The sequence below is a fragment of the Gymnodinialimonas sp. genome (assembly GCF_059726805.1).
In genome coordinates this window covers 265,896-286,941 of sequence record NZ_AP041059.1, presented here as the reverse complement: position 1 = coordinate 286,941, position 21,046 = coordinate 265,896, and the positions used below count along the sequence as shown (strand labels likewise).

Sequence of the window (21,046 nt, the reverse complement as noted above, 5' to 3'; positions counted from 1 at the left end):
AGGTTTGCAGACCATCCCCGGAAAGCACGGCAAGGGTGGGGTGGATCACCAGTCTTCGGGGCCTTTGTCGCGGAAGGCTTCGACCAGGTAATCAATGAAAGAGCGTACCTTGGGCTGGATGTAGCGGCCCGGCGGGTAGACGGCGTAGACGCCTTGCACATCCGAGGGCAGATCCGGCATCGCGTCGACCAGAAGGCCCTGACGCAAAGGTTCGGCATAGAGGAAGCTGGGAAGGTAGGCGATGCCAAGCCCGCCGACAGCGGCGTTCAGCAGGCTTTGACCGTCGTTGACGGTCAACCACCCGGCGGTGCGCACCTGGCGCAGCTCACCCGAGGGGGCCGTCAATTTCCAGACGTTGCCCGAAGAGGCGTTGGAGTAATGCAGCAGCTTGTGCTCATTCAGATCATCGATCCGCTCGGGCCGACCGTATTCTTCGAAGTAGGAGGGCGCCGCGATCATGCGGCGCTGGGTCTCGCAGATCTTACGCGCCATGAGCGAGCTGTCTTCCAGCTCTCCCACACGGATCGCCATATCGAAGCCTTCGCTGATCAACTCCACATAGCGGTTGTTGAGCACCATGTTGACGGTGATGTCCGGGAAGGCGTGCAGGAAGTCACCAAGAATGGGCGACACATGGTTCACGCCGAAATCCGTGGCGATGGACACGCGCAGGGTGCCCGAGGGCGCGCTTTGCATGGCGGTGACCAGGGCGTCGGCCTCTCCGGCGTCGTTCAACACGCGGCGGGCGCGGTCGTAATAGGCAAGGCCGATCTCGGTCGGGCTGACCCGTCGGGTCGTCCGGTTCAAAAGCCGCGCGCCAAGGCGCGCCTCAAGCGAGGAAACATGCTTGGAAACGGCGGATTTGGAGATCCCCATCTTCTTCGCGGCATCCGTAAATCCACCTTGATCCACCACGGTGGCGAAGGCTTCCATTTCTGTAAGACGGTCCATACTGGTCTTGCCCTTTACTGCTTGGAAACAGTCTTGGGCTCCAATTGGGGCGCAAATGGGATGGGGCTTTGTTCAAAGCGGGATTATTCCGCGGATCGTTCATGGCATCGCAACAAACGTTTACCCACTGTTTACGATTGCACCCGGATGCGGGGCGCGATTAGCGTTTGGGCAACAATTGCCGGAAACAATGAGGGGGATTTTGATGGATCATGCGATTGCCCGCGCCGAGATGGCCGCCGCGTTTCGCCTGACGGCCCGTGAGGATATGCATGAGGGGGTGGCAAACCACTTCTCCCTCGCGGTGAATGAGGCGGGGACACAGTTCCTGATCAACCCCAAGAAGCATTTCAGCGTAATCAAGGCGTCGGACCTTTGGGTGATCGACGCCGAGGATCCCTCCACCATGGATGGCGAGGGCGCGCCGGATCAGACGGCTTGGGGGCTCCACGCCTCGCTCCACCGCCATGTCCCCCACGCCCGCTGCGCGATGCATGTGCATTCGACCTATGCCACGGTCTTGGCATCGCTCGCGGACTCGCGGCTACCTGCGATCGATCAGAATTCTGCCATTTTTCATAACCGCCAGGTCGTGGATGAGAACTACGGCGGGCTGGCCTTGGAAGAAGAGGGCGAGCGCTGCGCGCAGCTGTTCCAGGACCCCACCGTGCGCACGATGATCATGGGCAACCACGGGGTGCTGTTCATCGGCGAAACCGTCGCCGAGACGTTCAGCCGGATGTACTACTTTGAACGTGCCGCACGAAACTACATCATCGCGCTGTCCACCGGGCGTCCTTTGCGAGAGCTGCCCGAAGATGTGGCAGAGTTGACCGCACAGCAGATGGAGGCCGATTGCGGCGCGGATCAAGACATCCTGAACGGGATGCGGGCCGTGCTGGATGCGGAAGGGTTGGACTACGCGGCCTGACCCTTGGCATGAAGGATGCGCCCGATGAGGTTCAGCAAGACTTGCGCCGCAAGAATTGCCGTCGTGCCGTCGCGATCGTAATCCGGGGCGACCTCAACCAGATCGACGCCCACGATGCAGTTGCGCTTGGCGAGGATCGCGAGAAACTCCAGCACCTCATAATAGAGGAACCCGCCGTGGGAGGGCGTTCCGGTGCCGGGCGCGATGGAGGGATCGAATCCGTCGATATCAATGGTGACATAGAGGTTCACGCCCTCCGGCACCCGGGCGGCAGCGGCTTCCGCGCCCATGGCGCGGATCTGGCGAACGGATTGGATGTCTGACCCGAAGGAGCGCGCGTCGTCGTAGCCTTCCTTCGCGGTGGAGCTGACGTTGCGGATGCCGAACTGGCTCAGACCCGTGACATGGGCCTGTTCCGCCGCGCGGCGCATCGGGTTGCCGTGGCCATGGCGGACGCCGTGGCGCTCATCAACGAAATCCAGATGCGCGTCGATCTGGACGATGTGGATCGGGGCCTGATCGGAGAAGGCGCGGATGCAGGGGATGTTGATGGAGTGATCGCCGCCGAGGGTCACGGGGATGGCGCCGGCGGCAAGGGCAGCGCGGACGCCCTTTTCGATATTGTCGTGGGATGCCTCGGTCTGGGTATGGATGATGTCGGCATCGCCCATGTCGATGATCTTGGTCCCGGGCCCAAGGTATGTGACGTCATCTTCGTGGTCATAGGCACCGGCATGGCCAAAAGCGAACAGCGTCGAGGCCTCGCGGATTGCGCGGGGGCCGAAGCGGGCGCCGGGACGCCACTGGGTGCCGAAATCAAACGGCGCGCCAAGGATCGCGACATCGGCGTGGATGGCGCTCCAATCGCTGACGTATTCGTATTTGCCAAAGGTGGAGATGCCCACAAAGGGCAGGTTCAGGCGGCCGCTGTCGTATGTCTTGCTCATGAAGGCAGGGTGCGGCGGATAGGGCGCGCCTTCAAGGGGATGTTCGCGCTTGGGGCTGGTGTTCGGAGCCTCCGGCGGGGATATTTGAAGAACGGGGAATGCAGGAGACGGTGCGCTTTGGCCAGACGGACGCGAAGAGTGAAAGCGGAGTCGCGCGCGCGCAGGGGGGCGCGGGCCTTTCGCCGGTGGCTGTTTCGCGCGGTGTTGGGGCTGAGCGCGTTGATGCTGTTGTGGATCGTCGCCTATGCCTTCGTGCCAGTGCCGACGACAATCTACATGCAACAGGAACGCGCGCGCCTGGGCGGGGTAGAGCGGGACTGGGTGCCGATGGAAGAGATCGCGCCGGTCCTCGCGCGATCCGTCGTGGCGGCGGAGGACGCGAACTTCTGTCTGCATTGGGGCTTTGATATGAGCGCCATTCGCGATGCGATTGCCGATGGCGCGGCGCGGGGCGGGTCGACGATCAGCCAGCAGACGGTGAAGAACGCTTTCCTGTGGCATGGCCGGTCCTGGGTGCGGAAGGCGCTGGAGGCGGCGATCACGCCGGTGATGGAGCTGATCTGGCCCAAGGCTCGCGTGCTGGAGGTCTACCTGAACGTGGCAGAATTTGCCCCAGGCGTCTTCGGCGCCGAGGCGGGCGCGCAGCATCACTTCGGCGTTTCGGCCGCAGATCTCACGGCCCGCCAGGCGTCGTTGATGGCTGCCGTCCTGCCCAATCCGCAACAGCGCAACGCCTCTGCTCCGTCCGATTTCGTGAACCGCCGCGCAAGCGCGATCAGGGACGGAGCGGCTACAATCCGCGCCGATGGCCGCGCCGATTGCTTTGAGAATTGATTTTTCCCGGGCCAGCTTGCAAAGACTAGTCCAACACCAAAAAGAGCAGCCCCATGAACCGCCTCTACCATTTTCCCCTGTCGCCTTATTGCCGGAAGGTTCGTCTGATCCTTGCCGAAAAGAAGATTGAGGTGGAGCTGGTGGACGAGAAGTATTGGGAGCCCTCCACCGAATTCCTGCGCCGTAATCCGGCGGGCAAGGTGCCGGTCCTGAAGATCGACGGCATGTTGCTGAGCGATAGTACGGCGATCTGCGAATACATCGAGGAAACGGTGCCGGAACCCGCCTTGATGCCCCGCCACCCGGCCCAGCGCGCCGAAGTGCGCCGCCTGGTGGCCTGGTTTGACGACAAGTTCTATAATGATGTCACGCGTAATCTGGTCCACGAGCGCGTACATAAGAAGCTGATGCGCGGCGGTTATCCGGATGGGCGCGCAGTGAAGACTGGCGCGCAGAACATCAAGTTCCACATCCGATACATGGACTGGCTGCTGGACCAGCGACGCTGGTTGGCGGGCGACAAGATGACGATGGCGGATTTCACTGCTGCGGCGCACCTCAGCTGCCTCGACTATATCTCGGACGTGGATTGGTCGCTAAGCGAGCCGGTCAAGGATTGGTACGCGACGATCAAATCGCGCCCCGCGTTCCGGTCCGTGCTGGCGGACCAGATCTTTGGCTTTCCGCAGCCGCCCCACTACGCGAACCTGGACTTTTGAGCGCGCTGAAGGATGCCCTTCGGACCGAGGCCCGCGCGGCGGGCTTTGCGAAGATGGGGATCTGCCGGCCCGACGCTGTGCCCGAAACGGCGGCGCGGCTGAAGGCTTTTGTCGATGCCGGGCATCACGGGCAGATGGGCTGGATGGCCGAGCGGATGCATTGGCGCGGCGATGCCAGCGCGTTGTGGCCAGAGGCCAGGTCCGTGGTAATGCTGGCGGAACCCTACACGCCCGAGGTTGATCCCCTGGACGCCTTGGAGGCGCGTGAGTGCGGTACGATCAGCGTCTATGCGCAGGGGCGCGATTACCATGACCTGGTGAAGAAGCGGTTGAAGCGTGTCGGGCGGTGGTTGCTTGAGCAGGCACCGGGCGAACAGATTAAGGTTTTTGTCGATACCGCGCCGGTGATGGAAAAGCCGCTGGCGCAGGCGGCGGGGTTGGGGTGGCAGGGCAAGCACACGAACCTGCTGGCGCGAGATCTGGGGAACTGGATTTTTCTGGGGGCAATCTTCACGACCGTGGAATTGCCGGTGGATCAGGCGGAAACAGAGCATTGCGGCAGCTGCACCGCCTGTCTGGACATTTGCCCGACCGATGCGTTTCCCGCCCCGTTCCAGTTGGATGCGCGCAGGTGCATTTCCTACCTGACGATTGAGCATAAGGGGCCTGTCGATCCAGACCTTCGGGCGAAGATGGGCAACCGCATCTATGGCTGTGATGATTGCCTTGCCATCTGCCCCTGGAACAAGTTTGCCCAGACGGCGCGCGATATTCGCTACGCGCCGCGGAAGGATCTGCAATCGCCCCTTTTGGCAGACTTGGCGGGCCTGGATGATGCGGGGTTTCGGGCGAAATTCTCTGGCTCTCCGATCAAGCGGATTGGGCGAGATCGGTTCGTGCGCAATGTGCTTTATGCAATTGGGAACTCGGGGCAACCGGCGCTGTCCGGGGCGGCGCGGGTTTTGACAGATGATCCGGATGCGGCTGTTGCCGATGCAGCCAGATGGGCAGTGGAGAGGTTACAATGAGGTTGTTGATCTTCGGGTATGGGTTTTCTTCCAAGGCCTTTGCGCAGGCTCTGCCCGACACTTGGGACATCACGGCCACGACACGAACGGCTGAGAAAGCCGCCCGGATGCAGGGCGCCAAGCCACGTTTGTTTCCCGGCGATGATTTAAGCCAGGATATCGCGGACGCCACGCATATCCTGATCTCTGCCGGGCCCGACAACGGCAAAGATCCGGTGTTGGCGGCCTACCGCGACGCTTTCACCAAAGCGCGGCCCCACTGGGTTGGCTACCTGTCTACCACGGGCGTTTACGGCGACCATCAGGGCGGATGGGTGACGGAAGACACCCCGCTGAAAGCCTCGACCAAACGCGGACAAGCCCGCATTGATGCCGAAGGCGAATGGATGGCGCTGCACCGCGATCATGGTCTGCCGGTCCACCTTTTCCGCCTCGCCGGGATTTACGGGCCCGGGCGGGGGCCCTTTGCCAAAGTGCGCAATGGCACCGCGCGGCGGATCATCAAGGAAGGGCAGGTGTTCAGTCGCACCCATGTTGAGGACATCGCCCAGGTGCTGATGGCGTCCATCGCAAAGCCCAACCCAAGCGCGGCCTATAACGTCTGCGATGATGATCCTGCCGCACCGCAAGACGTCATCGCCCACGCAGCCGAGCTACTGAATCTTCCTGTCCCCGAGGCCATTCCATTTGAAGAGGCCGAGATGACCCCCATGGGCCGCAGCTTCTACGCCGAATCGAAGCGGGTGGATAACACGCGGATCAAGACGGAACTGGGGGTGCAACTACGCTACCCCGACTACCGCTCGGGCCTTGCTGCGCTTCTTTCCGCTGAGACCGGTGCGTAACCCTCGCGTTTTCTGCCGGGTTCGGTGTAACAGAGACGAAACACGAAAAGCGGACAGGCCATGCGTTTCCTACTGATTGCTCTTCTCACCCTCGCGGCCCTCACCGGTTGCTCTCGGTTCATAGACTATGACGGGCCCGAGGTGACGCGGGTCATCGTCTACAAGAACGACCGGATGATGTTTCTGATGCACAACGACGAAGTGCTGGAAAGCTACGAGATCGAGCTGGGATTCGCCCCCGAAGGCCACAAAATGGAATATGGTGATGGGCGCACGCCCGAGGGCGAGTACATCATCGACCGGCGCAATCCCAACAGCCAATGGTATCTGTCCATCGGTATCAGCTACCCCAATGAAGAAGATATTGCCCAGGCGCGGGCGCGCGGCGTCAGCCCGGGGGGTGATATTTTCATTCACGGCACACCACGTCCATTCCGGCGTGATACCGATTGGACAGTGGGATGTATCGCTGTCTCTAACGCGGAAATGCGGCAGATCTACGCGATGGTAAACAACGGCACGCCGATCACGATCTATCCGTAAATCACCCGGAAGAATCGCTGCGCAACACCTTGATTCGCAGGCATTCTGACGCGTGACCTTGGCAAGGAAAGAAACACGCGAAGGGCGAATTGCCTGGCGATACGCCTTTGTGGCAAGGCCCTTTCGCAGAAGTGTTGCTTATTTGACGACATGGCCGGTTTCCTGTGGTGAGCGAAAATTTCGCGCCATTGCAATCGCGCGGGCTTGCTGGTTAAACAAATGCACGAGGTACAGTCTTGGGTGCCCCAACCTGCGCATAGTGCGTAAAAGGGGCGTATCTTAAAAGGATAACTACTATGAAGAAACTCGCTCTCGCCGCCGCTCTGTCTGTTGTCGCCACTGGCGCCTTCGCAGGCGGTTATGTTGCCCCCACGCACATCGAGCCCGTTGTCATCGTTGAAGACACCGGTTCGTCCGCTGGCGGCATCCTGGTGCCCGCAATCGCAGTTCTGCTGCTGGTTCTGGCTCTGCACCACTCCTGATCCGCGGATCAGATTGCACGACATTGGAAAGGCGCTGCCCTCGCGGGCGGCGCCTTTTCATTTGTGCAACACCTTTGGTTTCAGTTGTTGCGAATTCACGTCTCCCCATTGCGCTGGCAAAGGCTGAACGGCTAGGAGTCAGGCAAGGTACGTTAATTGAGCCCAACCGACGCGCTGTGCGTGAACCGGGCTAAGGAGAATAAAATGAAGAAACTCGCTCTCGCAGCCGCCCTTTCCGTTGTCGCAACCGGCGCATTCGCTGGCGGCTACGTTGCCCCCACCCACATCGAGCCCGTTGTCATCGTTGAAGACACCGGTTCCTCCGCTGGCGGCATCCTGGTCCCCGCAATCGCAGTTCTGCTGCTGGTTCTGGCGCTGCACCACTCCTGATCCGCGGATCAGATTGCACGACATTGGAAAGGCGCTGCCCTCGCGGGCGGCGCCTTTTCTTTTGGGGTATGCGGTAGGGCGGGGTTTACCTCGCCGCGCGCTGTCGCAGCTTAAAGCCCCGCCTCAGCCTCGATCTGCTTACGAGATTTCCTGGCGCGTTCCGTGGCGGATTTCAGTTGCCCACAGGCGGCCATGATATCCTCGCCGCGCGGGGTACGGATGGGTGAGGCATAGCCTGCCTTGTAGACGATATCGGCGAATTTTTCGATCCGCTCCCAATCACTCCGCACGTAGGGCGCACCAGGCCATTCGTTGAACGGGATCAGGTTGATCTTGGCGGGGATGCCTTTGATCAACTGCACCAGACGCCGCGCGTCCTCATCGCTGTCGTTCACGTCCTTCAGCATTACGTATTCGAACGTGATCCGCTCGGAATTGCTGGCCTTGGGATAGTCGCGAAGCGCGTCCAGCAGGTCCGCGATCGGCCAGCGCTTGTTGATCGGCACCAGCTTGTCGCGCACCTCGTCGGTGGTGGCGTGGAAGCTGACCGCCAACATGCAGCCGATTTCCTCGGCGGTCTTGGCGATTTCCGGCACAACGCCCGAGGTCGACAACGTGATCCGCCGCCGCGACAGGGAAATCCCCTCCGGGTCCATCGCGATCTTCATCGCGTCGCGGACGTTGTCGAAATTGTACAGCGGCTCACCCATGCCCATCAGCACGATGTTGGACACCAGACGCGGCTTCAGATCGCTGCCTTCCCCGGCGGCAGTCCATTCGTCCAGATCATCACGGGCCAGCATCACCTGGCCGATGATCTCTCCGGCCGTCAGGTTGCGCACCAGCTTTTGCGTGCCGGTATGGCAGAACGAACAGGTCAGCGTGCAGCCCACCTGGCTTGAAATGCACAGCGTGCCGCGATCCACCTCGGGGATGTAAACAACCTCAACCTCATGCCCACCCGCGATACGGACTAGATACTTGCGGGTGCCATCGGCGCTGACCTGCTTGGAAACAACCTCGGGCACCTCGGCCACAAAGGTCTCGGCCAGCATCGCGCGATAGTCTTTCGACAGATTGGTCATGGCTGCAAAGTCGCGCACGCCCTTCTGGTAGAGCCACTGCCAAATCTGACCCGTCCGCATCTTCGCCTGCTTCTCGGGCGTCCCCGCCTCGATCAGGGCCGCGCGCAAGCCGTCGCGCGTTAGCCCGATCAAGTTCGTCGGGCCATCGGGCAATTTGCGAGGGAACGTGCGAACGTCCTGCGTGATAGGCGCGGTGGCGGTCATGACAATACTCTTCCTAGGGTTGGCTTCCCATATAGGAGGTGTCGCCACCACGCAAACCCCGTCACTCGGCGCAGCGCACCTGAGCGTCATTCATCGCCAGATCGAAGCCTTGTAAGGTGAACGTATCGATCACCTCGGTCCCCCGGGTCGAGGTGGCGGTCACGACCGCCTCTTCCCCATCGCGCATCGCCGCGATGATGCGCGCATCATCTGTTGGGGAGCCCGCCCAAGCGCTCGGGCCTTCGGTGAAAAGGTCGAAACTCGCGTCACCGACCTCAACCGTCACGGTGCTGCCACCTGCGAACTGGTACCCGCCGGTATAGCTGACCTCTCCAACACGGCCATCTTGCGGCCAGAATGACACGAACAGCAGCGCGATGTCGCGGTTGATGTTGCCCGTTACATCCTCGCCGCCGCGCGATGCGGTGGTGCCTATAGGCTCCGCCGCGATCCAGCAGCGCGTGGGGTTTTCCTGCACGTAGATCGGCCAGGGTGCCTGAGGGGTCTGCGCAACGGCAGGCGTAGCAGCGCACAGGCAAAGCGCCAACGCGCCCAGGCTCCGGGGTCCGAGGGTCATGGTGATCAGTTCCCGCAGCGGGTCTCGGCGTCTTCAACGGCAGCGGTGAAGCCCAGCAGGCTGAACGTGTCCTGCGTCTGGGTGCCCCGCGAGGACCGAGCCGTCAGCACCGCCTCTGCCCCGCGCTTCATCGCGGTGATGATACGGTCATCGTCCTGAGGCGACGCGGCCCAGGCCATCTCGCCCTCGGTGAACAGTTCAAACGAGGTGCCGCCGATGGCCATCGTCACGGTCGAGCCGTCCGCAAAGGGGTAGCCGCCGGTGAAGCTGACCTCGCCCAAACGCTCCTGGCCGGGCCAGAACGACACGAACATCAGGATATCGCCGCGGCGCACGGACACAACGCGACCGTCGCGTGTGTTCACAGTCTCGGATGGGGTCGACACGACCCAGCATTGCGTCGGGTCGTCTTCAACGAACACCGACCAATCGGTTTCGGCGTTGACGCGGTTCGTCGATTCGTCTTGAGCAAGCGCCATTGTAGCCGTCAAAGCCAATGCGCCCGCCAGAATACCAGCAAGATATGTCTTCATGAGTAAGAGCCTCCAGCCCCTTCGCTGCCTCTGGTCGGCACCCGTTTTTTAGATCATCGTAAAAGATGGGGCGTCCAACCGTAATTGGGCGGTAACGTAGCCGAAAGGTTCTGTTGAAAAAAGCCCCGTGTGCGGAATTTCGCCGGGATGTGAAGGGATTGGGACGGAATGAACACGGCTGAGGTCTTGGTAGAGGTCCATCGCGGCCCGATTCTGGAATGCACGCACCGGGGCAGCGTCGCGATTTGGCACCATGAAGAGGGGCTGATTGCGGGGATGGGCGATGTTGACGCGCGGATCCTACCGCGCTCGTCGTCGAAGATGATCCAGGCTTTGCCCCTCGTGGAAAGCGGCGCGGCGGACGCGTTTGGCCTGACGCCCGAGCATCTGGCGCTGGCCTGCGCCTCCCATCAGGGCGCGGCGATCCATACGGACCGCGTTACGGCGTGGTTGGACAACCTTGGGCTATCCGAGGCCGATCTTCGCTGTGGGTCGCAATGGCCCAGTGATGAGCCTGCCCGTGATGGGTTGATCTGTTCGCACTGCGGCCCGGACCAGCGGCACAACAATTGCTCGGGCAAGCACACCGGCTTTCTGACCTTCGGCAAACACATCGGCGCGGACCCTGAGTACATCGAATTTGGACACCCCCTACAGGCCGCGATCCGAGAGGCCTGGGATGACGTGACCGCAGAGCCCAACCCTGAATTCGCCATCGATGGCTGTTCCGCCCCCAATTTCGCTACGCGCCTGTCTGGCCTCGCCCGCGCGATGGCGGCCTTCGCGGCGGCCACGCCGGATGGCGGCGCGCGGCAAGCCGCCATGGTGCGTCTGCGAGAAGCGATGATGTCCCACCCCGACCTGGTCGCCGGAGAGGGGCGGGCCTGTACCCATCTGATGCGCGCCATGGGCCACCGCGCCGCGGTCAAAACCGGGGCGGAGGGCGTGTTCATCGCCATCGTGCCTGAGTTGAAGATCGGCGTTGCCTTGAAAATCGCCGATGGCGCCACGCGCGGGTCGGAGGCCGCGATTGCCCATATCCTGGGCCGATTGGGCGTGTTGGACCCCGCACATCCCAAGGCGCAGGCCCTCACCCATGGCCCAATCCGCAACTGGAACGGGATGGAGACCGGGCACTACCGCATCGCCAAAGGGCTGGCCGGCCTAACCCTCTGAGCTCAAGGCCTCTGCGATCTTCTCGTGGATCAGGGCCTTCTTCAGCGGTTTCGTGACGTAGTCATCCAGCCCTGCGGCCAGGATCCTTTCCCGGTCCCCTTCAACGGCGTGGGCGGTCATGGCGATGATCGTCACCGGCGGCAGACCTTGTTCCGCCTCATAAGCGCGGATCGCGGCGGCGGCTTCCAACCCGTCCATCTCCGGCATCGAGATATCCGTCATGACCAGATCCGGCAGTTCCCTTTTGTAGGCTGCCACCAGTTCCAGGCCGTTGTTGGCAATCTCAAGGGACAGACTCAAACCTTTCAGCATGGCCTTGAACACCATCTGATTGGTCTTGTTGTCTTCGGCAGCCAACAGGCGCGGGGGTGAGATGGGCAGTTCCTCCGGTTCAGGGGGCAAGGATTCAACGACAGGGGGCGTGGGCGGGACAGTCAGGATTTGAGCCCGCAACGCCGCGAGGCCCTGGTCAAGCACGCATGGTTCAAACCCTTCCGGCACAGCGTCTTTCCCCAGATTGCTCAGCCGTGCGCCGGTAAAGTTCTCGGCCTCCAGCGCCTCCATGACATCTGCGGCGTCTATCGCGGGATCACACAGCACCACGGCCGCCGTCTCTTCAAGGTCGCGCGCTTTGGGCAAGCGGCGGATTTGCGTCGTGTCCGCGTGAAGCCGCCCCAGCGCGTCAAACAATTGCTCGTCCCGGCCGGCCCCGTGGCCGATGACGAGCACTCTGGAGTGATCCACCGGAAGACCCGCAACAGGCCCGGTTCCTTCCTTCGGATCCAGCTTCATCGGAACCTTGAACCCAAAGGCAGAGCCGCGCCCGACCTCTGATTCAAGCCACATCTCACCGTCCATCATCGCGATCAGTTTCTTGGTGATCGCGAGGCCCAATCCGGTGCCATCGTGACGGCGGTTAGCCTCATCCTCGACCTGATTGAACTCTCCGAACACATGTTCCTGCTTCTCGGGCGCGATGCCGACGCCGGTGTCCTGCACCACGATCGAAACGGCGACGTCATCGCTGTCATCCTGCACGGGGTCCGCCAGCACATGGACGGTCACATTGCCCGCTTCAGTGAATTTCACCGCGTTGCCGATCAGGTTCGTCAGGATTTGCCGGATACGCCCCCGGTCCCCGATCACACGGGGAGGCAGGAAAATGTCATAGTCCAGCCGCAACTCCAGATCCTTGGCGGCAATACTGGGCTGCAAAAGGCGGAAGATCTCTCGGACCATGGCGTTCAGGTCAAAGCTTTCAGCGTGCAATTCCAACTTGCCCGCCTCGATCTTCGAGAAATCGAGGATGTCGTTGATGATCACCAACAACGCTTCGCCAGAATTGCGGATGGTGTCGGCATACATCTGTTGTTCTTCGTCCAACCCCGTGTCGCGCAACAACTCGGCCATGGAGACGACGCCGTTCATCGGCGTCCGGATCTCATGGCTCATATTGGCGAGGAAGGCGGACTTCGCTCGGTTCGCCGCAAGCGCCGCATCGCGGGCCTCTGACAGCTCCCGCTCACGGCGGATGTTGGGGGTGATATCGATGCTGAGAGAGACGAAATCCCCCTGCGGCGTCTGCTTGTCGTTCAGCCGGATGTAGGCGCCATTCCATAGCTTGATGTCGACGTTGGGGATCGGGTCCAATTCCCATCGGGCGACCATGCGATCCACCCAATCCTCCGGGTCCTCGCCTTGCAGATCAACGATGCCCTCTTCCACCCCAACCCGAAGAATCGCCTCATACGTCGCGCCTTCGGTAACATCCGCCACCCCGTCGAAGATCGAGAAAAACGCGGGATTCGCGGCCACCAGGCGCCAATCACGGTCGAAAATCGCAAAGCCATCCTCGGTGGCGGTCAGCGCGTCCCAAAGCCGCCGTTGCGCCGTCACAGCGCGTTCTGTGGCGACCTCCAACTGCGCTTCCGTCTTGTCGGTGCGTCCCTTAAGAAGCGCATTTTCCTCCCGTTGTTCAATGACTTGCGTGGAAAGCGCCGTGGCATGTTCGGCCAGTTTGCGGTTGGCCGAATAAAGCTCATCAGACCGCAGGGCAAGCAGCTGCTCCGCCTGAAGACGGGCACGCCGTTCCTGCGCCAAGCGGTCGTTCATGTTAATCGCAGCCATGGGGCCAGGCCCTGATGAAGTTGTTCCGCGCAGGATGGCCTCATCCCAGTGAATATGGCGTTAATCCTCCATTGCAGGCCGGGACACGCGGGGGAATCATCGACAGCCGAAAAGCGCCATGGCACCTTTGGGCAACTATTTTTTGAAGAGATTTATGAGGGTCCCATGACACGCACGTTGGCGGTTGCTGTCGGCTTTTTCGTTTTCCTCACGCTGCCCCTGCACGCGCAGGATCTGCTGCCAGAGCGGACGACCCAGATCATTCGTGACACCGACCTGCCCGGCTCAGACCTGCGCCCGATTTTTGATACCACCCTGACGGATTGCAACGCCGCCTGCCGAGTCGACCCGGAATGTGCCGCCTTCACCTTCAACAGCGTCAACAATTCCTGCTTCCCCAAGACTGCCGCAGGGGAGGCAACGGCCTATGCCGGGGCGCTGTCCGGCATCCTGCGCGACACGCCGGACGCCGCCTTTGCTTTGGCGGCAAGGACCTACACCGATCTGGGGTTCTTGCAGGACACCGACTTTTCCAGCGCCCTGGCCCAGGCCAACACCCTTGGTCTGACCCATTACGCCGGGCTCTTTGCCCCTGACGATTGGCGCCGCAGCGCGCGCAATGCGTTTGACGAGGGCAATATGGTCGGTGCCATGCGCCGCATGGGCGCCGCCATCACGGTCGGGGACCAGGGCGAAGACTGGACCGCCTACGCGACATATCTTCTGGCGATTGAGCCCGAGAATGCCTCGGAACGGCGGCAGTATGAAAGCCGCGCGCTTCTGGCCAGTGTGAACGCCACGCTGCGCACCGAAGGCGCGGAGCTCGCCAATGCGCTCGACGTTCTGGCCGAGGCGCTGGAGCGGCGGGGCCGGGGGCGTGATGCGATCCCCGCGCTGCGCCTGGCCCTGACCCACGCCGTGACGCCCGCGCGTGAAGCGGCTTTGGACCGCGTTCTGGGCCTCTACGGGTTCCGCGTCACCGATACGCGTGTTGATGTGGAGGCTGATTTCCCCCGTATTTGCGCGATCTTGTCAGAGCCCCTCGCGGCGGGCGGCGTGATCTACGACGATTTCCTGCAATCGACCCTTTCCGACGTCGCGGTCGAGGCCGATGGCCGTCAGCTCTGCCTCTCGGGCGTGCGCCATGGGCAACGCTATGAATTCACCCTGCGCGCGGGGCTGCCCGCCGCTTCCGGTGAAGTTCTGCATGCCCCCGTCACGCTGCGCCAATACGTGCGCGACCGCGCGCCTTCGGTCCGCTTTGCAGGCCGCGCCTACATTCTTCCCGCGTCGGCGGGCGGCACTATTCCGCTGGTTGGGGTCAATACGGACCTTGTCGACTTGCGCCTGTTCCACGTCGCAGACCGCAACATCCTGCGCACCCTGCAGGAAGAGTACTTCGGGCGTCCTCTCGCCGAATGGCAGGTGGATCGTTTCGCCGAAGAGATCGGGGAAGCCGTCTGGAACGGCGAGGCCGAGATCGCGTCTGAGCCGAACAGAGGCATCACGACACGCGTGCCTATTGGTGAGGTTCTGCAGGGTCGCGCGCCCGGCCTTTACGCGCTGGAAGCCCGCGTTGGCGGCGCCGGTAGCTCCGAAGGGGGGGCCACCCAGTGGTTCCTGGTCAGCGACCTTGGCCTGACGTCGATCAGCGGCACGGACGGTGTCCATGTCCTGGTGCGATCCTTGGCCACGACCGAGGCGCATGCAGGCGTCACCGTTGACCTTATCTCCGAATCCAACCGGGTCTTGGCCACGTTAGAGACGGATTCTGACGGCTACGTCCATTTCCCCTCTGCCATCGCCGCGGGTGAACAGGGCGCGTCCCCGGCCCTTTTGACCGCCCGCAGCGGCGACACGGATCTCGCGTTCCTCTCGCTCCGCGATGCGGAGTTTGATTTGTCCGACAGAGGCGTGGAGGGCCGCGCGCCCGCTGGCCCCATTGACGTGTTCCTCACAACAGACCGGGGCATTTACCGCGCGGGCGACACGATCCATCTGACGGCTCTGGCCCGCGATCCCCAGGCCCAAGCGATCCCGGACCTGCCCCTGACCGCGATCCTGACCCGCCCCGATGGTGTCGAGTTCACCCGCCATCTGCTGGATGAGGCGGGCGCAGGCGGTTTTGTTGCGTCCCTCCCGCTCGGTGCCGATGTCCCGCGCGGCACCTGGCGTCTGGCGATCCACGCTGATCCCGACGCCCGCCCCCTGCGTGACGTGCGACTGTTGGTGGAGGATTTCTTGCCCGAACGGCTCGACCTCGCCATCGATCTGCCCTCTGACACTTTCCGCAGCGGCGCCCGCCCGATCACCGATTTCCGCGCCGATTACCTGTTCGGCGCGCCCGCCGCCGGGTTGGACATCACGGGCCGCATGGCGCTCACCCCGATCCGCACACTGCCGGGTCACCCCGGCTACCAGTTTGGCCGCCACGACGCGCTGCCCGACCCGCAGTTCGCCAGCTTCGGCCCGGTCGAGACCAACGGCCAGGGCCGCACCGCGCTTGCCCTTGCCTTCCCCGAGTTCGACGGCGTCGACCAGCCCGGGCAACTCGCGATCACCGCCGAGATCACCGAAGGCTCTGGCCGTCCCATCGAGCGGCGCGAAACCGTCACCCTTTTGCCATCCAATCCGGTCATTGGCATCCGTCCCCTGTTCGACAGCACCCTGCCCGAGGGGGTGGAGGCCCCCTTCCACGTGATCACCACCGGCGCGGATCCGATGCCCATGCGCTGGGCCCTCAACCGGGTCGAGCGGCGCTACCAATGGTATCGCCAGAACGGCAATTGGACGTGGGAACCTGTCACCACCCGCCAGCAGATCGCGATAGGCGAGGCGGTTTTGACAGGTGAGCCGACAGAGCTGGACCTGCCCGTCGAATGGGGTGAGTTCGAGCTGCGCGTTGAAAGCGATGCCGGTGATTTCGCCGTCTCCTCCGTCAGCTTCAGCGCTGGGTGGTACGGGGCAAGCGACGGCACCGACACGCCCGACGCGCTGGAAGTCTCGCTCGATGCCGAGGCCTATCGCCCGGGCGATACGGCCACCCTGCGAATCGTGCCGCGCACCGGCGGTCTGGCGCTTGTCCAAGTCATGACCGACCGGCTGATCGATCAACAGATCGTCCAACTTGGCGATGACCCCACCGATATCACCCTTCCGGTAACCGACGATTGGGGTGCCGGGGCCTATGTCACGGCAACCCTGATCCGCCCGTTAGAGACAGCTTCTGGCCCGGTCCCGACCCGGGCCATCGGCCTCGCCCATGCCGCCGTCGATCCCGCCGATCACGCCCTTCAAGCCACCCTGGACGTGCCCGAAACGATGCGTCCCCGGGGCCACATGGAGGTCGCCCTGCGCGTTGACGGCGCGCTGCCCGGCGAGACGGTCCATGCCACGATTGCTGCGGTGGATCTTGGCATCCTCAACCTCACGAGCTTCGACAGCCCCGACCCGCAGGGGCACTACTTTGGCCAGCGCCGCCTGGGCATGGCGTTCCGCGATATCTATGGCCGCCTGATCGACAGCCGCGACGGCGCGGAGGGCCGGATCAGGCAAGGCGGTGACGCGGGCGCCGGTCTGCGGATGCAGGCCGATCCCACGTCTGAAGACCTGGTCGCGCTCTTCTCTGGCCCCCTGACCGTGGGCGACGACGGTATCGCGCGAACGACCTTCGACATGCCCGCCTTTAACGGCACCATCCGCGTGATGGCCACCGCCTGGAGCGACACCGGCGTGGGCCAGGCCGAGGCCGATGTCATCGTCCGGGACCCTGTCGTCATCACCGCCAGCGCGCCGCGGTTCCTTGCCCCCGGCGATACCTCGGCCCTGTTGCTGGAGATCACCCATACCGAAGGCCCGACCGGCGAGATGCCCCTCGTGATCACCACGGCGCCGGAGGTGCAGGTCTTTGGTCAACTCGTCCGCGCTGTCACATTGGCCGAAGGTGAAGGCACCAGCCTGCGCATCCCTTTCATTGCGGCTGACGGCACGGGCCTGGCCGAAATCTCCGTCACCCTGACCACGCCCGATGGCACGGACATTATCCAGACCCTCACGATCCCTGTTCAAGCCAACGATCCAGAGGTCGCAGAAACCACACGCCTGACGCTCGCCCCCGGCGAACGCTTCACCATCGACGCCGCCGCCTTCACCGGCTTCCACCCGGAAGGCACCCGTGCGATTCTGTCCGCAGGGCCGCTCGCGCGCTACGACGTGGCGGGCCTGCTGCAACGGCTGGACCGCTACCCCTATGGCTGCACCGAGCAGACCGCGAGCCGCGCTTTGCCGCTGCTCTACCTGTCATCTGTGGCCGAAGCGCTGGACCTTGGCACCGCCGATGATCTCAACACCCGGATCGAAGGGGCCATTGCCTCGGTCCTCACGAACCAATCGGCGAACGGCGGCTTTGGCCTCTGGCGCGCATCCTCGGGGGACCTGTGGCTCGACGCCTATGTCACCGATTTCCTGTCCCGCGCGCGGGCGGAGGGGCATTCGGTGCCCGACATTCCGTTCCAAAGCGCGCTCGATAACCTCGCCAATGCCGTCGCATCGCACCCGGATTTCGAGAATGGCGGCGAAGGCCTTGCCTATGCGCTGATGGTCCTCGCCCGCGAGGGGCAGGCCAGCATGGGTGACCTACGCTACTACGCTGACGTGAAGGCCCCCGAATTCGCCACCGCGCTGGCCCTCGGCCAACTGGGCGCGGCTTTGGCTATGTACGGCGATCAACCGCGCGCCGACGCGATGTTCATCGCCGGTTTTGGGCGCCTGTCGCTGCCGGGCCTGACCGAAGACACCAACAGCTGGCGCGTGGATTACGGCAGCCGCAGGCGCGACGCGGACGGGTTGATCGCTTTGGCAGCAGGCGCGGGGTCGACGACGGTGAACCTGCCGGCCTACGCGGTGGAAATCGGCCCGTCCGAGGGCGGCACCTCCACGCAAGAGGCCGTTTGGGCCCTTCTGGCAGCCCACGCCCTCATCGATAACCCCACAGCCCAGGGCCTGATGATGGACGGTGCTCCGATTGTCGGGCCCTACGTCCAGGTGCTGGACGACACGGCCCAAACCCGTGTGATCGAGAACACCGGGACCCGCGATGAGGTCATAACCCTCAGCCGCTTTGGCCGCCCCGATGGCCCGACGGAAGCCTTCGGCAACGGCTACCGGATTGAGCGGGAGTACCTGACGCTGGAAGGCGAGCCCGTTGACCCGGCGCAGGTGACCCAAGGCACGCGGCTGGTGACACTCCTGACCGTGATTAACACTGGCGCGCCCGATGGGCGGCTGATGGTCGATGACCCACTGCCCGCAGGCTTCGAGATCGACAACCCGAACCTGCTGCAATCGGGTGATGTCCGCGCGCTGGACGGCGTCGACCTGGGCGTCGCGCCCGAGATGTCCGAGTTCCGGGCCGAGCGGTTCCTGTCCGCCGTCGATATGCGCTACGGCGTGGAGCGTATCCGCATGGCCTACATCGTGCGCGCCGTGTCGCCGGGCAACTTCCACCACCCCGCCGCGATGGTCGAGGATATGTACCGTCCCACCTATCGCGCGCAGACGGCCTCTGGCCGGATAAGCGTTTCGGAATGATCAAGCCGATTGCGACCACCCTCGGAATCCTCCTCGCTGCGCTCCTCGCAGGGGCCCTGTTGTGGGTGGATGATTGGATTGACCGGACGGAGATCCCGCCCCTGACGTTGGAGACGGGCGTCGAGGTGCTGGACCGCGACGGCGACCTGCTGCGCGCCTATACGGTCGAGAACGGGCGTTGGCGCTTGCCCGTGTCCTACGACGCCGTTGATCCCGGATATATCGAGATGCTGGTGGCCTATGAAGACCGCCGCTTCTGGACCCACCCGGGCGTCGATTTGCGCGGGTTTGCGCGCGCCGCATGGCAGCGGGTGACCAGCGGGCGCATCGTCTCGGGCGGATCCACGCTGACCATGCAGGTGGCGCGGCTGTTGGAGGAATCGGGCACCGGCGCCTGGAGTGGCAAGATCCGACAGATTCGGCTGGCCCTGGCGCTGGAACGGCAGTTGTCGAAGCAAGAAATCCTGACCCTCTACCTCCACCTCGCGCCGTTTGGCGGCAACATCGAAGGCGCCCGCGCGGCGACACTGACGTGGTTCGGGACCGAACCGCACCGCCTGACCGCCGCGCAATCGGCGCTGCTGGTCGCTCTGCCGCAAGCCCCCAACTCCCGCCGCCCGGACCGCTTTCCTGAAGCCGCCGAGATCGCGCGCAACCGCGTGCTGTCCCGCGCCGTCACCTTCACCGATCTGACCGAGGCGCAGATCGCCTGGGCAAGGGATGAGCCGATCCCGACGGAGCGGCGCAACTTCCCCGCCCTGGCCGCGCATCTCGCGGACCGCGCCTTGTCCGAGCGACCCACGCAAGGCACCCACCACCTGACCGTGGACGCGGATCTGCAACGGCAGATGGAGCGCCTCGCCGCCCGGGCGATCACCGACCTTGGCCCGCAAATGTCCGCCGCGATCATGGTGATGGACCATGAGACCGGGGCCATTCTCGCCTCCGTCGGCTCGCCCGATTACACGGATCTGGCGCGGGAAGGCTTTGTCGACATGACCCAGGCCGTCCGCTCCCCCGGCTCGACCCTCAAGCCGCTGATCTACGGCCTCGCCTTCGACAGCGGGCTTCTGCATCCGCAAACCCTGATCCAGGATCGCCCGATCTCCATCGCAGGCTACGCACCGCAGAACTTTGACTCGGTCTTTCGCGGCGAAGTCACGGCGGCGCAAGCCTTGCAAATGTCCCTGAACATTCCCGCCGTCACCCTGCTCCATGAAGTGGGCCCGCACCACATGCTCGCCGCCATGGGCCGCGCCGGGATGGAGGTTTCGCTGCCCGAAGGTGAGGAACCGGGCCTTGCGATTGCGCTCGGCGGGCTTGGCACAACGATGGAGGACCTCATGGCCCTCTACGCCGGCATCGCGCGCGGCGGCGTCGCGGCACCGCTGCATTGGCGAGAAGGCCAGAGGGAAGAGGGTCAACGTATTCTGTCAGCTACCGCCGCCTGGTATCTGGGTGATGTCCTGGGCGATGTCGCCCCGCCCCCCAACGCCCCGCGCATCGGGCTTAGCTACAAGACAGGGACGAGCTATGGCCACCGCGACGCCTGGGCATTTGGGTTTGACGGCCAGCATGTGGTCGGTGTTTGGATGGGCCGCGCCGATGGCGCTTCAGTGCCCGGATCTTTCGGGGCGGCACTCTCGGCGCCGCTTTTGTTCGAGGCGTTCTCGCGCATCGACGAACGCATGACACCGCGCCGTCCGCCCCCACCGGGCGCACTGACGCTGTCGAATGCGCAATTGCCCGACACCCTGCGCAGCTTCAATCCCGGCGCCGACATCGCCGAGGCCAACGGCCCCGCAATCACCTTCCCGCCCGAAGGCGCGGTGCTGGCCTATCAGCCGGGCCTGCCGTTGCTGGCCCGGGTGGCGGAAGGCACGCCGCCCTTCACCTGGCTCTGGAACGGGGCGCCCGTCGCCACCAACTGGCACGACCGAGAGATCGCGCTGGAGACCGAGGTGGGCTTCGGAGAGTTGACGGTCATCGACGCGGCGGGACTGGCCCAACGCCGCGCCGTGGAAGTGGCGGACTGACCCGCCACCCGTGCCCCAGTCTTTTGCAAAAGACTGGGCAGAGCCTTGC

The 21,046-nt window shown here is 63.6% G+C and carries 17 protein-coding genes; 11 read left to right on the top strand and 6 right to left on the bottom strand.

All coding sequences use genetic code 11. From position 1 onward, the window contains the following. Positions 1-45: 45 nt before the first annotated feature. Positions 46-951 (bottom strand): LysR family transcriptional regulator, encoded by a 906-nt coding sequence (locus tag AC6I9R_RS01400; protein ID WP_461426890.1) that lies wholly within the window; start codon positions 949-951, stop codon positions 46-48. 205 nt (positions 952-1,156) lie between these two features. Here AC6I9R_RS01400 and AC6I9R_RS01395 point away from each other — a divergent pair, with 205 nt between their 5' ends. Beyond that, on the top strand, positions 1,157-1,882 hold the full coding sequence (locus AC6I9R_RS01395; RefSeq protein WP_461426891.1) for a class II aldolase/adducin family protein: 726 nt from the start codon (positions 1,157-1,159) through the stop codon (positions 1,880-1,882). On the opposite strand, the gene speB is transcribed toward AC6I9R_RS01395, so the two are convergent. After that, positions 1,870-2,829, bottom strand: a complete 960-nt coding sequence (gene speB / locus AC6I9R_RS01390) for an agmatinase (protein ID WP_461426892.1) — start codon at positions 2,827-2,829, stop codon at positions 1,870-1,872. The genes AC6I9R_RS01395 and speB overlap by 13 nt on opposite strands. 117 nt (positions 2,830-2,946) lie before the next feature. Between speB and mtgA the strand changes: the two genes are divergently transcribed. The 7 genes from mtgA to AC6I9R_RS01355 all read left to right on the top strand — a co-directional run bounded on the left by mtgA (position 2,947) and on the right by AC6I9R_RS01355 (position 7,670). Further along, entirely contained in the window at positions 2,947-3,663 is a 717-nt protein-coding gene (gene mtgA / locus AC6I9R_RS01385; protein WP_461426893.1) for a monofunctional biosynthetic peptidoglycan transglycosylase, read from the top strand. Between the two features lie 53 nt (positions 3,664-3,716). After that, a complete protein-coding gene (fzlA, locus tag AC6I9R_RS01380; RefSeq protein WP_461426894.1) occupies positions 3,717-4,382 on the top strand; it encodes an FtsZ-binding protein FzlA in 666 nt (221 codons plus the stop codon). 53 nt (positions 4,383-4,435) lie between these two features. Next, positions 4,436-5,410, top strand: a complete 975-nt coding sequence (gene queG, locus AC6I9R_RS01375) for a tRNA epoxyqueuosine(34) reductase QueG (protein WP_461427075.1) — start codon at positions 4,436-4,438, stop codon at positions 5,408-5,410. Continuing rightward, a complete protein-coding gene (locus tag AC6I9R_RS01370; protein WP_461426895.1) occupies positions 5,407-6,255 on the top strand; it encodes an SDR family oxidoreductase in 849 nt (282 codons plus the stop codon). The genes queG and AC6I9R_RS01370 overlap by 4 nt, the downstream gene beginning before the upstream one ends. 60 nt (positions 6,256-6,315) lie before the next feature. Beyond that, positions 6,316-6,798 (top strand): L,D-transpeptidase family protein, encoded by a 483-nt coding sequence (locus AC6I9R_RS01365; protein ID WP_461426896.1) that lies wholly within the window; start codon positions 6,316-6,318, stop codon positions 6,796-6,798. Between the two features lie 296 nt (positions 6,799-7,094). Continuing rightward, positions 7,095-7,280 (top strand): hypothetical protein, encoded by a 186-nt coding sequence (locus AC6I9R_RS01360; protein ID WP_461426897.1) that lies wholly within the window; start codon positions 7,095-7,097, stop codon positions 7,278-7,280. Between the two features lie 204 nt (positions 7,281-7,484). Beyond that, positions 7,485-7,670, top strand: coding sequence for a hypothetical protein (locus tag AC6I9R_RS01355; protein WP_461426897.1), 186 nt, complete (start codon positions 7,485-7,487; stop codon positions 7,668-7,670). 110 nt (positions 7,671-7,780) lie between these two features. Here the strand turns inward: AC6I9R_RS01355 and rlmN are convergent, their stop codons facing one another. The 3 genes from rlmN to AC6I9R_RS01340 form a co-directional block, all read right to left on the bottom strand. Then, entirely contained in the window at positions 7,781-8,959 is a 1,179-nt protein-coding gene (gene rlmN, locus AC6I9R_RS01350) for a dual-specificity RNA methyltransferase RlmN (RefSeq protein ID WP_461426898.1), read from the bottom strand. Between the two features lie 61 nt (positions 8,960-9,020). Beyond that, on the bottom strand, positions 9,021-9,536 hold the full coding sequence (locus AC6I9R_RS01345) for an invasion associated locus B family protein (RefSeq protein WP_461426899.1): 516 nt from the start codon (positions 9,534-9,536) through the stop codon (positions 9,021-9,023). Between the two features lie 5 nt (positions 9,537-9,541). Then, positions 9,542-10,069 (bottom strand): invasion associated locus B family protein, encoded by a 528-nt coding sequence (locus AC6I9R_RS01340; protein ID WP_461426900.1) that lies wholly within the window; start codon positions 10,067-10,069, stop codon positions 9,542-9,544. Between the two features lie 168 nt (positions 10,070-10,237). On the opposite strand from AC6I9R_RS01340, the gene AC6I9R_RS01335 reads away from it, so the two are divergent. Then, positions 10,238-11,245, top strand: coding sequence for an asparaginase (locus AC6I9R_RS01335; protein ID WP_461426901.1), 1,008 nt, complete (start codon positions 10,238-10,240; stop codon positions 11,243-11,245). On the opposite strand, the gene AC6I9R_RS01330 is transcribed toward AC6I9R_RS01335, so the two are convergent. Next, complete coding sequence (locus AC6I9R_RS01330) at positions 11,234-13,372, bottom strand: ATP-binding protein (protein WP_461426902.1); 2,139 nt, start codon at positions 13,370-13,372, stop codon at positions 11,234-11,236. The two genes, AC6I9R_RS01335 and AC6I9R_RS01330, sit on opposite strands and share 12 nt — an antisense overlap. Before the next feature lie 165 nt (positions 13,373-13,537). Between AC6I9R_RS01330 and AC6I9R_RS01325 the strand changes: the two genes are divergently transcribed. Both AC6I9R_RS01325 and pbpC read left to right on the top strand, forming a co-directional pair. Next, positions 13,538-18,961: an alpha-2-macroglobulin family protein gene (locus AC6I9R_RS01325; RefSeq protein ID WP_461426903.1), complete on the top strand. Its 5,424-nt coding sequence runs from the start codon at positions 13,538-13,540 to the stop codon at positions 18,959-18,961. Further along, positions 18,958-20,997, top strand: a complete 2,040-nt coding sequence (gene pbpC, locus AC6I9R_RS01320; protein ID WP_461426904.1) for a penicillin-binding protein 1C — start codon at positions 18,958-18,960, stop codon at positions 20,995-20,997. The genes AC6I9R_RS01325 and pbpC overlap by 4 nt, the downstream gene beginning before the upstream one ends. The last annotated feature ends 49 nt before the right edge of the window (positions 20,998-21,046 follow it).